Consider the following 13,443-nt stretch of genomic DNA (forward strand, 5'->3'; position numbering starts at 1 on the left):
GCCCTGGCGCCAGAGTACCTTGCGGATTGGCTGATCATCATGTAGCGCCGATGGCTCACGGCAGGTCTCAGCAGGCCGGGCTTGCCCGTCTACCGGTGAGGATCATGTTGGAAGAGACACTTAAGCCTTTATATATTCGAATCAGTGGTCAGGACAATGTCGCGATTGTTGTCAATGAAGGCGGCTTGCCGGCGGGCACCGTCTTTGCCTGTGGCCTGACATTACAGACTGCGGTGCCGCAGGGACACAAGGTTGCCCTGCAGGATATTGCCAGGGATGCGCCGGTTATTCGTTATGGCGTGGTCATCGGCTATGCGCTGTGCGACGTTGCGGCGGGCGCCTGGGTCAATGAGGCCATGTTGCGCATGCCGCAGGCACCATCGCTGGACGCGCTGCCGATGGCAACGAGCCAGCCAGCTCAGGCAGCACCATTGAGCGGCTTGACTTTTGATGGCTATCGTAATGCCGACGGTACGGTTGGCACCCGCAATATCCTGGCCATTAGCGCTACCGTGCAATGCGTGACAGGCGTCGTTGAATTTGCCGTGCGCAAAATCCGCGAGGAATTATTGCCGCGTTATCCAAATGTAGACGATGTCGTGTACCTGGAGCATGGTTATGGTTGCGGTGTGGCGATTGATGTGCCCAATGCCGAGATTCCGATTCGCACCTTGCGTAACCTGAGCCTGAATCCCAATTTCGGCGGCCAGATTCTGCTGGTGAGCCTGGGTTGCGAGAAACTGCAGGCGCCAAGAATGTTTCCTGCCGGCAGCATTCCGATAGCACAGGATGATCCATACCTGATTACGCTTCAGGACGAAGAGAATGTCGGCTTCGCGAGCATGATCGACGCAATCATGACAAAAGCCGAAAGACGACTCGTCCAGTTAAACGCCCGCAAGCGCGAGCCCTGTCCGTTGTCAGGGTTGGTGGTGGGGGTGCAGTGTGGCGGCAGCGATGCCTTTTCAGGCGTTACCGCCAATCCGGCGGTCGGGTATGCGACCGATTTGCTGGTGCGGGCCGGTGCGACGGTCATGTTCTCGGAGGTCACCGAAGTTCGCGATGGCATTGCCCAGTTGACTGCTCGCGCGGCCACCCCGGAAGTCGGCCAGGCGCTGTTGCGTGAAATGCAGTGGTACGACGATTATCTGAAGCAGGGTGGGGCGGATCGCAGCGCCAATACCAGCCCGGGTAACAAACGTGGTGGCCTGTCCAATATTGTGGAAAAAGCGATGGGCTCGATTGTCAAATCGGGTACGACAGCGATTAACGGCGTGGTGGCGCCCGGTGAAAAAGTGGCCAGCAAGGGACTCAATTTTCTGGCCACGCCGGCCAGCGATTTCATTTGCGGCACGCTGCAACTGGCTGCAGGCATGAATCTGCACGTCTTTACCACGGGCAGAGGGACACCTTATGGCCTGGCGGCGGTACCTGTGATCAAGGTTGCGACCCGCGATAGTCTGGCGCGACGCTGGTTTGATCTGATGGATCTGAATGCCGGCCAGATTGCCACGGGCCAGGCCACGATTGAACAGGTGGGCCAGCAATTGTTTGATTTGATGATCGCGATTGCCAGTGGTCGACAGCAATCCTGTGCTGAAAAGCTAAAATTGCACAATTCACTGGTACTGTTTAACCCGGCGCCGGTAACCTGATGGTGGAGTTTAAATCGGTGCCACCCGGCCTGTCATTTTCAAATGTCGCAGGACAATCCCGGAACCGGAGGGGTTCTGGCCGTTTTTTGGAAAAAACGTTTTAAAATCATACTTTTCCTATCTGTAACTAAACTATTCTTACGGTGACCACAGTACCTATGCCAACCCGCCTATTGATTAACGCTGGCCCAATTAAAAGAAGAGGCAGAACGCTCTCGGATGAAGTGGTCGAGCAACTGACCGAAAAAATCCAGTCGGGCAGCCTGGAAGTGGGGAAAAAGCTCCCGACAGAATCGGAATTTGTCGAGGCCTTTGGCGTGAGCAGAAGTGTGATTCGCGAAGCCATTTCACAATTGCAGGCGCGAGGTCTGGTCGAAACGCGCCACGGTGTCGGCACTTTCGTGCGCGAGCCTTCTGTCAAAGATGTGATTTTTGATCGCAGCACCATGTCGCCGGGTACGGCCCAAGAGCTGGCTGCTGTGCTGGAGGTGCGGGCATGTCTGGAGTCCGAGGCGGCAGGCCTGGCGGCCCAGCGGCGTACCGACGAACAGTTGGCAGAGCTCGAACGCATTCTGCGTGCCCTGGTCAAGGAAGATATTTCCCGCGATATCTCGGTGGATGTCGATTTTCAATTCCATGAACAGATCGCCAAGTCCACGCACAACTCACACTTTCTGGATCTGCTGCGCCAGCTGGGCAAACATGCGATACCGCGTAGCCGGCTGGCGATTTTCGATCAGGAAAAAGCCATGTACCAGCAGCGCCTGAACATGGAACATGAGGCAATATTCAACGCCATCGCGGCGCAGGATGCCGATGCGGCGCGTGCTGCCATGCGCATGCACATTATCAATAGCCGCCAGCGGATGAGATCGGCAAGCAAATAAAAAATACCGCCACGCTGTTGTGCGTGGATTCTTATGGGTGTCTTCGCCTGTGCCGGTTCTTGCGCCGGCCGAACGCGTCGCGGTCCTTGACGGACCGGTGCGACTGTGCTGTCATTGAGCTGAAAGACTAAAAAGCCAAAGCCGCAATGGCATCAGCGCATAGCCTGTCGTTTTGCCGCAAGGGCGTTTGGCCTGGTCCCTGCAATGACAAAGGAGCACTATGACAGTCGAATACGCAAGACAACATTTTCCCGCGCTGTGTCGCCCCCGTCTCGCAGAAAGTCACAAGGGCAGCTTCGGCACCGTTGGCGTTGTCGGCGGGGCACCCGGCATGACGGGTGCGGCATTGCTGGCCGCCCGGGCCGCCCTGATGCAGGGCGCAGGCAAAGTCAAAATTGGGTTTGTTGATGATTTGCCGTTTGTTGTAGACCCTTCGCATCCCGAGCTCATGCTGGGACGTGCCGACCAGTTGCTGCGTTCGGGCCAGATAACGGTGTGTGTGGCCGGGGTCGGCATGGGGCTGGACGAAAAATCCCTGGGCCTGCTGTACCAGGTGTTTCGGGCCACGCTTGATATTCCTTTGGTGCTGGACGCAGATGGCCTGACTTTACTGGCGCAGGGAAAAATTGGTGCAGGTCCGCGCAATCGCGTACTGGTGCTTACGCCGCACCCTCAGGAAGCGGCAAGGCTGCTCGATTGCGACGTGACAGAAGTGCAACAGGGCCGGGCGCGCGCCGCCGTGGCAATCAGCAAGAAATATGAGGCATGGACCGTGCTCAAAGGCCACAGAACGGTGATTTGCTCGCCACAGGGGGACACCCATGTGAACATGACTGGGAACCCGGGGCTGGCCTCTGGCGGTACCGGCGATGTGCTGGCGGGGATGCTGGGCGCATGCCTGGCGCAGGGCATTGAAGCGGCTCAGGCTATATCCGGCGCTGTATGGCTGCATGGCGCCGCAGCTGATCTATTGGTCAAAGAGGGCACCGGCCCCATCGGCCTGACGGCCACAGACGTCTTGCTGGCCGCGCGTCGTGTACGTAATGCAATGGTGATAGCCGACTCGTGAGCCCGATTTTTGCACACGTGCCAAGCTTCCAGGGACGGGTCATTTGTTGTATTTTTATTGCATTGCCAAAAAAGCTTGCACAGGAACGCAAAAGAGGTCATAATTCCGCTTCTTCGCTAAACAACATTAGTTGAGACGTGTGGGGGTATAGCTCAGCTGGGAGAGCGCTTGCATGGCATGCAAGAGGTCAGCGGTTCGATCCCGCTTATCTCCACCAAAAAATTTCAACAAAGTTGTTGGCAAGAAACCAGAAGATGTGCTAGAATCTCGGATTCTTAAATTGACTGGTTAGAAGTTCAGGCAGTATTTACATGCCAACGTAAATACAAGGTTTGAGAAAAGTTAGTACAGTCCTGTCCCCTTCGTCTAGAGGCCTAGGACACCACCCTTTCACGGTGGGTACAGGGGTTCGAATCCCCTAGGGGACGCCAGGCATTTTGTTTTATAAACAGATTGTTTGAAAAATTTCACCGCTGCGGAGCGGTAGTTCAGTTGGTTAGAATACCGGCCTGTCACGCCGGGGGTCGCGGGTTCGAGTCCCGTCCGCTCCGCCATAGATATCAATAGGTTAGCGCAAATTTGCGGCTAGCCTTTTTTGTTTTTGGCAGCCCGAATGCTACAGACTCTACCCATCAACAGGGATTGGTCGCTTCAATAATGGTACTGTCATCTCCGCAAAGCAGAAACCCATGCCGAATTTAATGCCTGGCCAAGATCGTATCCGTGGCGCAACAGGATGATAATGAGGCTGTCTGGGATATTCTGAAGCGACTCATCGAGCTTGGTGCAGAAGGTCTGGCAGAAAAACTTGTCTTTGAGAATATCAACACTGGTTGCAATGAAGCGGCCTAGTGTTGTGAGACGCATGGCCAAGGCAAAACGGCAACAGAAGCAACAGCATATTGATCCAGGCCCATCATCGCCGCGCAGGGCGATGTGGCGGGCGATTGCTGTCTTAATGGTACATCAGGTCGTGAACAATGGTTTTGGGTTTCCATGCCGATGGAAAGTAGGTAGGCCAGTTGTGCAGTTCTTCACTTAGTTTCTGGTGGCCATCGTTGCCGAAGTATATATGAAAGTGGTCGGCCTTTTTCGGGGCAATAATGTGGTCACTAAATTGGATAAAACCCGGTGCCTGTGCTTCGCCTTGTTGCTTGGTGAACAAGTAACGCACGCCCCGGTTGCCGGCTTTGTATGTCAGGATCTTGTAGCCATCGTATTTATACTGAGCGCTGTAATTTTTCCCATTTTGATAAAAAGTGAAAGTGTCATCCTTGATGACCAGACGATCAATGTCGGTCTTGTATCCGGCATCGTAGTACTGCTTGTATTGCTCTGCCGTCTTGTCTTTTTTCTGCTCTGCCTTATGCGCCATTACCTTATCGAGCGTGCCGTTTTGCAACAGCGGGTAAATGGACTGCCAGTCTCCTGCCCAATCTGACAGGCTGCGATCTTTGACATCGGTATCCGCAAAAAAACCTTTAGCCGCGGTTTTTTTATTTGTTTCGGAGCCATGCGCATGATCGTGGGAATGACCGTGGGCGTGATCATGTTGATGTGTCTGGGCACCGGCGCTGGCGGTCAGTGCGCAGGAAAAAACAGCGATCTGGATTAACTTGGTTGAAATGCTCATGACATTGACTATCCTGTAGTAGGTTGGTAATTGATTGAAATGTTATAACATAACAATAAATGCCGTCAATTAACTTTATCCGAATCAATCAGCTTCGCGGTGTGTTTCACGGGTGGGGTGACGTTTTATGTACTGATTCTGTATAGTCAGCTGGCCCGCCGCTTGCATTTGGCAGCGTCGGCGTCATGTCATGAACAATACTTGTCACGCTGATGCCAGCCTGTTTTTTTGCACTTCCAATAGCTGTGCATTTTTATTCTTCGCCGGCTGGCGTTTATACAGATGTCATTTTTTACCGAGCGGCCAAAGCTGCAGATGTTTGGCTGTCTGAGGCCTGTTCCCCGGACGTCGCCGGGGGACCGGTAGCCATTGTTTGTATTATTATCTATTATGACAATTGGCATATTATGTTCGCGGCGGACTATTTTCTGTGTTTGGCGGCGTCGTCTCTTTGTATCCGATCCAGCGATCTCTCGGTTTCTTCCTCACTAAGCGCCTGCTGTTGCAGCATGCATTGGTCAAAATGAGGCGAACCAGGTTGAATGCCCAGCGTAGCACACTGCTTGCGGTATCCATCTGCTTCCATTTCGTCCAGCGCCTGGCATCCGCTCAGCAGGCTGACCAGCACAAGGCTGGTGGCTACAATGGTTTTGGTTGACGACAATTGACGCATCATGTTTTCTCCCCAAAAAAGAATGAATGCTTATTAAATCATCGATTGCGTTTTCTGCATAGCGACTAAACCAATCCGGTATCCTGAACAGATAATGGGCCTATGGCTTGAGCGTGGCCAACAGACCTATCCGGCGCCCGGCGTACATGCAATCACATATGAAATAATTCTGCTCGTGCTTCGCAGTCGACATAAGTGCTGTATATGAGGGTTGATGATCCTGGTTGTACACTGGGCGTGATCGTAGGCCATGCGCTGTGCGATATTGCGGCAGATGTGCCTCGGTCTATTAAAGCGACGGCGCACACGCAAGGTTTTTTGGTTTACTTTTCTGCAAAACAAGGGGCAGATGCGGCTTGCTCGTCCCGCAGGATTGAGCAGCCCCCAAAAACCAGCCCAGTCTCTCCGGCTTTGGGGCGCAGTACATCGGGGGCAGTTCAAGTCCGCAGGATATTATTTTGTGGTGTAGCCACCATTGACCAGAATGGTCTGGCCGGTCATCCACCAGCCTTCTGATACCATGAAGCGAACCCATGGCACGATATCTTCAATATCCGTCAGTCCGGTTTTGGAAAAGGGTGACAGGGCTGCGGCGGTCTTATGATATTGCACCGCCTCGTTGCCTTCGGCTGGATAAAAGAATGGTGTGTCCATGGGGCCGGGGCCGATGGCGGTGACCGAAATGCCTCGCGCGCCAAGCTCTTTTGACGCCGCACGGGTGAAGTGTTCCACGGGTGCTTTCAGCCCTTCATAGGCTGAATAAAAAGGCGTATAGGCGCCCAGCAGGGACGTGACCAGGGTACAGATCTTGCCATTATCATTGACTGCCTTGCCTGCTTCCTTGAGGAAGAAAAAAGCGGATTTGACGTTCACGGCGCTGGATTGATCAAATTCCTCTTCTGTGACTTCGGCCATCGGTTTTTTCAGAACCATGCCAACTGTGTTAATGGCGATGTCCGGACGGCCCACTGCGGCAATGGTGTCGGCAAACAGTTTTTCCATTGCCGCCGCGCTGGTCAGGTCAGCCTGAAAGGCAACTGCCTTGGCGCCGGCTTGCTCAATGGCAGCAACCGTCTGCTCGGCAGCAGGCCTGGCCTGGCTGCCATGATAGTGAATGGCTACGGCTTTTGCGCCGTGCTGCGCAAATTCGCGTGCCAGCAGTCCGCCCAGGTTTTTTGCGCCACCCGCAATGAGAACCACTTTTCCTTCAATTGTATTTCGGGACATATGTTTTTCCTCTGGAGTTGGGACGCGACGTATTGTCACGTTTGTCATACAGATTAATTGATCGCGAATCTCAAATAAAGCTGTTATTGTTGACGTCTTACGTCAATATTTACGAACAATAGCGCGCTTATGGATAAGATCAGGCAAATGCAGGCCTTCATTCAGGTGATGAAAAGCGGCAATTTCACACGGGCAGCTGAAGCGCTCCGTTTGCCGCGCTCGACGGTTTCCACCCTGATTCAGGAGCTGGAGGATCGGTTGGGCGTTCAACTGTTACGCCGTACAACGCGTCGCATGACGCCTACCTTCGAGGGAGCGCAGTTCGTGAAGACTGCGCGTGAAATCGTGGATGCGATCGAAGCGTCCGAGCAGATGTTTCAGCCGGCCTCACAGCAAATGACAGGTCGCCTCAGAATCGATATGCCCAGCCGCATCGGCCGGCGCATCATCATTCCCGCGCTCCCTTCATTGATCGAGATGCACCCGGAAGTCGAGCTGGAGGTGAGCATGACCGATCGCATGGTGGATATTGTTTCAGAGGGCATCGACTGCGTCATACGGGTGGGTGAATTGAGCGACTCCGATTTGATATGCCGAAAACTCGGTGATATCGATATTATCACCTGTGCCAGCCCGGCTTATCTTGCACGCAATGGCACCCCTACAACACCTGATGCGCTGGGTACGCATCAGGTGGTGACTTATGCCTCGCGATTTCCCACTGCAATGCCGGCCTGGGAATACGTGGCTCAGGGCAAACTGAATGTGGTGGCCATGAACAGCGTGATTTCAGTCAATAATGTGGAGGGCTATCTGGCTGCCGCCCTTGCCGGAATGGGGTTGATCCAGATTCCGGCATTTGATGTGCGCGATCTGCTTGAGTCTGCTGAACTGATCGAAGTGCTGCCGCAATTTCGTGCGCCATCCATGCCGCTGACTTTGCTTTATGCCCGGCGGCGCAATGTACCAGCACGTATCCGCATATTCCAGCACTGGGTGTCCGACTTGTTGTGCAAAGAGCACGTGTTCAGCGATTCATAGTAGCCGGCAGGACAGGGAGTATGGGCCTGCCGGGATCGGATGCGCTCAGCAGCCTGGCAAAATTCAAGCGACAGGGCAAAGTCTTGTCACTTGTTCAACTCTTGAAATTGATTATCAGAGAGATGTTTGTCCGGCCCGGCAATGGGTTCTATTTGAGTGCTGATGTTCCTTGCGGATTGTCGGCACGAGCCAAATGAGCAAGTATCTGGCTGAAGCGGACAACTCTCGCCGAAGATATTTAACGGGTATTTCTGTTATATATGTTTACACTTCCGTTTTGAGTTGATGCGGTCACCGGTTTACCGGAGAATAGAAAATCCACAGGTAGCTCAACTGGTAGAGTATCCGAGTACTTCACGAGGAGGTTTACGGTTCGAACCCGTACCTGTGGAAGAATTTTCGCCCCGGTATTGCGCTGGCTCGACGGCAGGCTGATAAGTGTCAGCGATGGTCCAGTGCCTACGCGATGTCGGGGTTGTATTTTGCATATGTCTGGTCTGATCATGGCTTTGGGAATGCAGGCGCTGTTCTGACATGGTTGCTAAAATTTTTTTTTGGCAATGCGTTCTTGTCCCAGGCGCGTCCTTATGACAGATGAAAAACAGCAAGCGTAAATCGACCCCAGCTGGTTCTTGAACATGCAAAGCCTCATTTCCCCCTATTATTGAATAAAAAGACGGTGTTCGTCGGATAATAAAAAATCAGCAGTCGTTGCTTTGGCTTATGAGGTACGCCAGACAGCGGCAATGAGCTGGCGCGACATGTTCCTGGTGTATCAGGCGTGATTGGCGGCCGGCTGTTTCTCTTGCAGTATCAGACCGGTTTTATGTGTTGGGGGGATCGTTAAAAAAGAAGAAGACGTGGCAGCGGTGGCCATGGCTTAGCGTGCGTCGATTGCATTTTATGTTGTCAAGCAGTCGGCTTGCCGACCAACGGTGATCTGCCGGATCATATTACATATAAATGGAGTAACGATGCTGGTAACAAGAATTAGAACCTCGCTGGAATATGAGATATTTTCGGCGAGTGAATTTTTTCTGAACATGCTGGTTTCCAAAAAAAGCCAATTGATTCTGGAAGAGCACCTGGGGGTGGATTATATCGACAGCAACGGGAGCATGACGCCTGTTTATTTTCAAAAGAATATTGATGCAATGGGCGGACGCTTCGTATCGTTTCCTGCCCAAGCAGGAACGATTAATGTCGATTATACGGTCAGCGTTGTTACCAATAATGCCAGGCGACTGTCCGAGGCAGCCATTTATCCCATCGGGCGTCTACCAAAGAAAACCATCCCCTGCTTGCGGCCAAGCCGGTATTGTGAATCGGATGTGCTGTCAGCCCAGGTGCAGGCTCTTTTTTGTGCGCAGGGCGACGGTATTGTGCTGGTCGAGTCAATTATTGACTGGATACAGGCAAATATCCAATATGAAGTAGGGTGCTCGGACTCCACCACGTCAGCAGCAGACGTGTTTGAAAAACGCAAGGGCGTATGCCGGGATTTTGCCCATTTAGCCATCACGTTTTGCCGCGCATTGAATATACCTGCCCGTTTTTGCGTGGGATATGTCTATTTTGAAGAACCCCCTCAGGATTTTCACGCGATTTTTGAGGTGTACCTGGGCGGGCGATGGATCAAATTTGACCCCACAAGGCTGGCGCCACCCGATAATCTTGTGGTGATTGCACGCGGCAACGATGCCAAGGATACGCCCTTTGCCACTATTTTCGGCAATATAAAACCCATCCGCATGCGCATCAATATTGAGCAGGAGGATCCGTATTCGGATTTACATTTGAAAGCAGGCGATGAACAGGCGGCGATTATTGGCCGTTAGGGACTGCCAGGCGTCTGTACCATTATGATAAGTGAGGCGAAAAGCGTTTGTCGGACAAGGGAATTGGTGCAATGGCGCCTGTAATATCAGAATCAAGATATTTGAGTCGTGATATCTTGAGTGTAATATCTGGATTATCAGATGGCGGTCTTGGTATTGCCGTTGTTAACACAGGCAAGGCGCCCTGGCTGGCGGCGCCCGGATAATACCGGGCGCCTGTCTGATCGTTATTGCTTTTGTTCTTCCTTGCGGGAGATGACTTTGCCTGTATTGGCATCAATGATCAGTTCATATTTGGTGCCGGGCTTGAGGGTTGTCACTTCATATGACCAGACGTTGTTCTCACGATCAAAATCCACTTCGACCGCTTTGGCGCCGGTTTCTGATTCGGCCGTTTGCACTGCCTGTGCAAGCGTCACTTTTGCCTCACTGATGGCCTGGGCTTCCTGCTGGTGATTCGATTGCGCAGCGGCCATGCCAGGGACGATGATAAACAGTGAAAAAAGCAGGGAAGAGGTCATTTTCATAAGTCATTCCTGAGAGTAAAGGGGAAAAAAACAGCACGACCAGTGTAATACATTTGCGCGCGTGTTGAGGCCGTCTTGATTCTGATACCTGGGTTTTCCGAAGATATGGCGATTTAAAAATACTGTATACTTATACAGTACTTAAAGGAATTGCCATGATGAAAAATACAGCGCAAAAACCCTCCGGAACCCTTGTTGAAACAGCGTCGGACTCTCGCTTTGGCAGTCTGTCTAACGGTAACTTCGAAAGAAATCTCGAAAGTAACCCCGAAAGTAACCCCGAAAGCATCTCTGAAGGCGTGCCCAAAGGGGTTGTCTGTGCTTCGCAATTAGCCGGGCGCTCAGGTGCTCCGGCCGGATTGCCTGCTGCCAGCGCCTTATTCTCAGACGTGTCTTTTTCAGGGGCAAGAGCCAAAGACATGCTGGCGCAACAGGTCGGGCAGGGCGCTGCCTCGTCTTCTATCCTGGCTGCGCCGGAGCGTATTCACCCTTCGCTGTGGCGAGCGTCGCAAATTGCCCGTTCCCCGGGACTTTACGCTCATACCGGCTATCCTGAAATATCGGCCCAATTGCCCGGTGGCGGCTGGCCTCTGGGCAATCTGATTGAGGTCATGACACCCCGTGCCGGTATTGGGGAACTCCAGTTGTTCAAGCCCGTTTTTTGCGGGCACAGGGTGCAGTCGTTGCATCGCGCTTCAACGGCTGTGGGTCTGGACAGCGCCAGCCCCGAGCAACGGCCTATCGTGCTTATTCAGCCACCGTATGCGCCACAGGCTTGTGCGTGGGCGCATTGGGGAGTTGCACCTTCCCGCCTGCTTTGGCTCGCTCCGCAAAGCACGGCCGATGCCCTGTGGGCGGCCGAACATATCCTGAACAGTGGCGCTTTTGCGGCGCTGGTGTTATGGCAACATGCCCTGCGCGATGGCGCCTTGCGTCGCTTGCAATTGGCAGCGCAAAAGGGTGACACGCTATTCGTGCTGGTTCGGGCCCTGTCCGCTGCCCGGCAATCCTCTCCGGCCCCCTTGCGACTTGCGCTGCATCCGGTGCCTACGGGGCTTCACGTGCATATTGTCAAACGTCGTGGCAGTGTCAGTGAACATCCTGTCCATATCTCACTTCATCCGGATGCGTTCGGCAGGGACCTCTATTCTGAGGACGCTGCTGATCCCCATTCCGCTGCTTTTACCGAGTTCCGCCATGCGAACATGGATCGCCGTACATTTGCTGCACCCCACGCTGGACACTCTCTGTCCTGATTGGCGCAACACTGCGGCTGTTGTGATAGATCATGGCCTGGTCCGGGTGTGTTCACCTGCGGCCCGGGCCGCAGGTGTGCAGCCCGGCATGCGCATCAGCGGCGTCAATACCCTGTGTCCCCAGGCTGTGCTTACCGAATATGATGAGCATATTCATCATTCGGCAATCCAGGCGGCATCGCTGGCGTTGTTGCAGTACACGCCCGAGCTTGCGCTGGGAGAACGGGATACCCTGTTGCTGGATGTCACCGCCAGTCTTAGTCTTTTTGGCGGCATCCGGCGGCTTTACCGACGTATCCAGGGTACTTTGCACGGGCTTTGCCTGAGTGCAGGCTGCGCTATTGCGACAACGGCTGGCGGCGCCTGGCTGCTGGCGACCGCTGCGTGCGCGAACTTGCGCCGCTGTCTGAAACCAGGTACCCAGGTTCGTCGGCTGGATGCCTTGCCAGTCGGGTCGTTGCCGGCTGCGCAGCCTTATGAAGCCTGGCTGAGCAGCATTGGCTGTGCACTCTGGGGGCCTTGCGGCAACTGCCACGCGCCGGGTTGCAGCGACGCACCAGCCGGCAGGTTTTGCAGGCGCTTGATGCCGCCTACGGGAACACACCTGAAATATTCAAATGGGTTGTCGCGCCGCTGCAGTTTCAGGGGCGGATAGAGCTGGTTGAGCGAACTGACAATGCAGACGCCGTTGCCAGGGTGGCAGGCCGGCTGATCGAGCAGCTTTGCGGGTGGCTGGCGGGACATCAGCGGGCGGTCACCCAGCTTGTCCTGCTTCTTGAGCATGAGCGTGGTCGTCATGCGCGCGAACCATCCCGGGTGGAATTGGCAACCGCCGCTCCCACCCGGGATCCGGCTCATCTGATGCGCTTGTTGCAGGAGCATCTGCATCATTTGAAACCGGCTGCCCTATTATTGCCGTAACCCTTGATGCGGCCAGAGTGCAGGAGACGGCGCCGGTTGCTGACGATCTGTTTCCTGAGCGGGGGGGAACGCCACAGGACCGCCAACGGATTCTTGAAATTATTCTGGCCAGGCTGGGGCATGATCGGGTATTGGCGCCGCAGCCGGTCGCCGATCATCGTCCCGAGGTGGCAAACCGGTGGGGGCCGGCCAACATGGCTTCTGTTGCAGGGCCTGTTGTCGACGGTGTGACGCGACCCTGCTGGCTGCTGGAAAAGCCGCTGCTCTTGTCTGTGCGCAAGCATCGCCCCTGGTATGGTTCGCCTTGCGTATTGTGCAGGGGCCCGAAAGAATCGAAGATGGCTGGTGGGAAGGATGGGCGCTCAGAGACTATTTTGTTGCGCAAGATGCTAGCGGCGTACGCTACTGGCTGTTTCGAGAACGCTATGGCCAGTGGCGCTGGTTTCTGCACGGGGTTTTCGGGTAACAGGACAAGGATATGACGACGCCTTCTTTTTCTTCATACGCGCTGCCCGACTATGCCGAACTGTATTGCCAGAGCAATTACAGTTTTCTGCAGGGCGCGTCTCATCCAGAGGAACTGGTGCAGCAGGCGTTCGAACTCAATTATATGGCGCTGGCCATCACAGACGAATGCTCCGTGGCAGGGGTGGTGCGCGCCCACGCGGAAGTAGAAAGGCTGAACAAGCCCATTCTGGACGAAATGGAACGCAGGA

Annotated in this window: 14 protein-coding genes, 4 tRNA genes and 1 pseudogene; 15 read left to right on the top strand and 4 right to left on the bottom strand. The window is 54.2% G+C overall.

Annotation, left to right across the window (positions count from 1 at the left end):
- The first annotated feature begins 104 nt into the window (after positions 1-104).
- The 7 genes from garD (at position 105) to TKWG_RS25830 (ending at position 4,463) form a co-directional block, all read left to right on the top strand.
- Positions 105-1,655 carry a galactarate dehydratase gene (gene garD / locus TKWG_RS05660; protein WP_014749919.1) on the top strand — a complete coding sequence of 517 codons (1,551 nt, stop codon included), beginning with the start codon at positions 105-107 and terminating at the stop codon, positions 1,653-1,655.
- 158 nt (positions 1,656-1,813) lie between these two features.
- Positions 1,814-2,542 carry a FadR/GntR family transcriptional regulator gene (locus tag TKWG_RS05665; RefSeq protein ID WP_050981536.1) on the top strand — a complete coding sequence of 243 codons (729 nt, stop codon included), beginning with the start codon at positions 1,814-1,816 and terminating at the stop codon, positions 2,540-2,542.
- Positions 2,543-2,762: 220 nt separating this feature from the next.
- Positions 2,763-3,611, top strand: a complete 849-nt coding sequence (locus TKWG_RS05670; RefSeq protein ID WP_014749921.1) for an NAD(P)H-hydrate dehydratase — start codon at positions 2,763-2,765, stop codon at positions 3,609-3,611.
- 141 nt (positions 3,612-3,752) lie between these two features.
- Positions 3,753-3,828, top strand: a tRNA-Ala gene (locus tag TKWG_RS05675).
- A 138-nt stretch (positions 3,829-3,966) separates the two neighbouring features.
- A tRNA-Glu gene (locus TKWG_RS05680) sits at positions 3,967-4,042 on the top strand.
- 46 nt (positions 4,043-4,088) lie between these two features.
- Positions 4,089-4,165: transfer RNA gene (locus tag TKWG_RS05685), tRNA-Asp, on the top strand.
- Positions 4,166-4,334: 169 nt separating this feature from the next.
- Complete coding sequence (locus tag TKWG_RS25830; RefSeq protein ID WP_264300277.1) at positions 4,335-4,463, top strand: hypothetical protein; 129 nt, start codon at positions 4,335-4,337, stop codon at positions 4,461-4,463.
- Positions 4,464-4,566: 103 nt separating this feature from the next.
- Here the strand turns inward: TKWG_RS25830 and TKWG_RS05690 are convergent, their stop codons facing one another.
- The 3 genes from TKWG_RS05690 to TKWG_RS05700 all read right to left on the bottom strand — a co-directional run bounded on the left by TKWG_RS05690 (position 4,567) and on the right by TKWG_RS05700 (position 7,144).
- A complete protein-coding gene (locus TKWG_RS05690; protein ID WP_014749922.1) occupies positions 4,567-5,244 on the bottom strand; it encodes a ZinT family metal-binding protein in 678 nt (225 codons plus the stop codon).
- A gap of 421 nt (positions 5,245-5,665) precedes the next feature.
- Entirely contained in the window at positions 5,666-5,920 is a 255-nt protein-coding gene (locus tag TKWG_RS05695; RefSeq protein ID WP_014749923.1) for a hypothetical protein, read from the bottom strand.
- A 450-nt stretch (positions 5,921-6,370) separates the two neighbouring features.
- Complete coding sequence (locus tag TKWG_RS05700; RefSeq protein WP_014749924.1) at positions 6,371-7,144, bottom strand: SDR family oxidoreductase; 774 nt, start codon at positions 7,142-7,144, stop codon at positions 6,371-6,373.
- A gap of 147 nt (positions 7,145-7,291) precedes the next feature.
- On the opposite strand from TKWG_RS05700, the gene TKWG_RS05705 reads away from it, so the two are divergent.
- The 3 genes from TKWG_RS05705 (at position 7,292) to TKWG_RS05715 (ending at position 10,023) form a co-directional block, all read left to right on the top strand.
- Complete coding sequence (locus TKWG_RS05705; protein ID WP_014749925.1) at positions 7,292-8,185, top strand: LysR family transcriptional regulator; 894 nt, start codon at positions 7,292-7,294, stop codon at positions 8,183-8,185.
- A gap of 318 nt (positions 8,186-8,503) precedes the next feature.
- Positions 8,504-8,577, top strand: a tRNA-OTHER gene (locus tag TKWG_RS05710).
- A gap of 582 nt (positions 8,578-9,159) precedes the next feature.
- Positions 9,160-10,023: a transglutaminase-like domain-containing protein gene (locus tag TKWG_RS05715; protein ID WP_014749926.1), complete on the top strand. Its 864-nt coding sequence runs from the start codon at positions 9,160-9,162 to the stop codon at positions 10,021-10,023.
- 227 nt (positions 10,024-10,250) lie between these two features.
- Here TKWG_RS05715 and TKWG_RS05720 read toward each other — a convergent pair whose 3' ends face one another.
- Positions 10,251-10,550, bottom strand: a complete 300-nt coding sequence (locus tag TKWG_RS05720; protein WP_014749927.1) for a PepSY domain-containing protein — start codon at positions 10,548-10,550, stop codon at positions 10,251-10,253.
- A gap of 155 nt (positions 10,551-10,705) precedes the next feature.
- Between TKWG_RS05720 and imuA the strand changes: the two genes are divergently transcribed.
- The 5 genes and pseudogenes from imuA to TKWG_RS22340 form a co-directional block, all read left to right on the top strand.
- The gene (imuA, locus tag TKWG_RS05725; protein WP_238534318.1) at positions 10,706-11,806 is read left to right on the top strand and encodes a translesion DNA synthesis-associated protein ImuA; all 1,101 of its coding nucleotides are present in this window, start codon (positions 10,706-10,708) and stop codon (positions 11,804-11,806) included.
- Positions 11,807-11,828: 22 nt separating this feature from the next.
- Positions 11,829-12,461, top strand: coding sequence for a Y-family DNA polymerase (locus tag TKWG_RS24605; RefSeq protein WP_238534319.1), 633 nt, complete (start codon positions 11,829-11,831; stop codon positions 12,459-12,461).
- Positions 12,462-12,502: 41 nt separating this feature from the next.
- Positions 12,503-12,727, top strand: a complete 225-nt coding sequence (locus tag TKWG_RS24610) for a DNA polymerase Y subunit UmuC family protein (RefSeq protein WP_238534320.1) — start codon at positions 12,503-12,505, stop codon at positions 12,725-12,727.
- 17 nt (positions 12,728-12,744) lie between these two features.
- Entirely contained in the window at positions 12,745-13,209 is a 465-nt protein-coding gene (locus tag TKWG_RS24615; protein WP_014749931.1) for a hypothetical protein, read from the top strand.
- Positions 13,206-13,418, top strand: a pseudogene (locus TKWG_RS22340) (PHP domain-containing protein); the annotation flags it as partial. The gene TKWG_RS24615 and the pseudogene TKWG_RS22340, both read left to right, overlap by 4 nt.
- Positions 13,419-13,443 lie beyond the last annotated feature (25 nt).

The sequence above is a fragment of the Advenella kashmirensis WT001 genome, from assembly GCF_000219915.2.
GTDB classification, from domain to species: Bacteria; Pseudomonadota; Gammaproteobacteria; order Burkholderiales; family Burkholderiaceae_B; genus Advenella; species Advenella kashmirensis.

Coding starts and splice junctions, on each gene's coding strand:
- garD (WP_014749919.1), top strand. CDS start 105: ATGTTGGAAGAGACACTTAAGCCTTTATATATTCGAATCAGTGGTCAG.
- TKWG_RS05665 (WP_050981536.1), top strand. CDS start 1,814: ATGCCAACCCGCCTATTGATTAACGCTGGCCCAATTAAAAGAAGAGGC.
- TKWG_RS05670 (WP_014749921.1), top strand. CDS start 2,763: ATGACAGTCGAATACGCAAGACAACATTTTCCCGCGCTGTGTCGCCCC.
- TKWG_RS05690 (WP_014749922.1), bottom strand. CDS start 5,244: ATGAGCATTTCAACCAAGTTAATCCAGATCGCTGTTTTTTCCTGCGCA.
- TKWG_RS05695 (WP_014749923.1), bottom strand. CDS start 5,920: ATGATGCGTCAATTGTCGTCAACCAAAACCATTGTAGCCACCAGCCTT.
- TKWG_RS05700 (WP_014749924.1), bottom strand. CDS start 7,144: ATGTCCCGAAATACAATTGAAGGAAAAGTGGTTCTCATTGCGGGTGGC.
- TKWG_RS05705 (WP_014749925.1), top strand. CDS start 7,292: ATGCAGGCCTTCATTCAGGTGATGAAAAGCGGCAATTTCACACGGGCA.
- TKWG_RS05715 (WP_014749926.1), top strand. CDS start 9,160: ATGCTGGTAACAAGAATTAGAACCTCGCTGGAATATGAGATATTTTCG.
- TKWG_RS05720 (WP_014749927.1), bottom strand. CDS start 10,550: ATGAAAATGACCTCTTCCCTGCTTTTTTCACTGTTTATCATCGTCCCT.
- imuA (WP_238534318.1), top strand. CDS start 10,706: ATGATGAAAAATACAGCGCAAAAACCCTCCGGAACCCTTGTTGAAACA.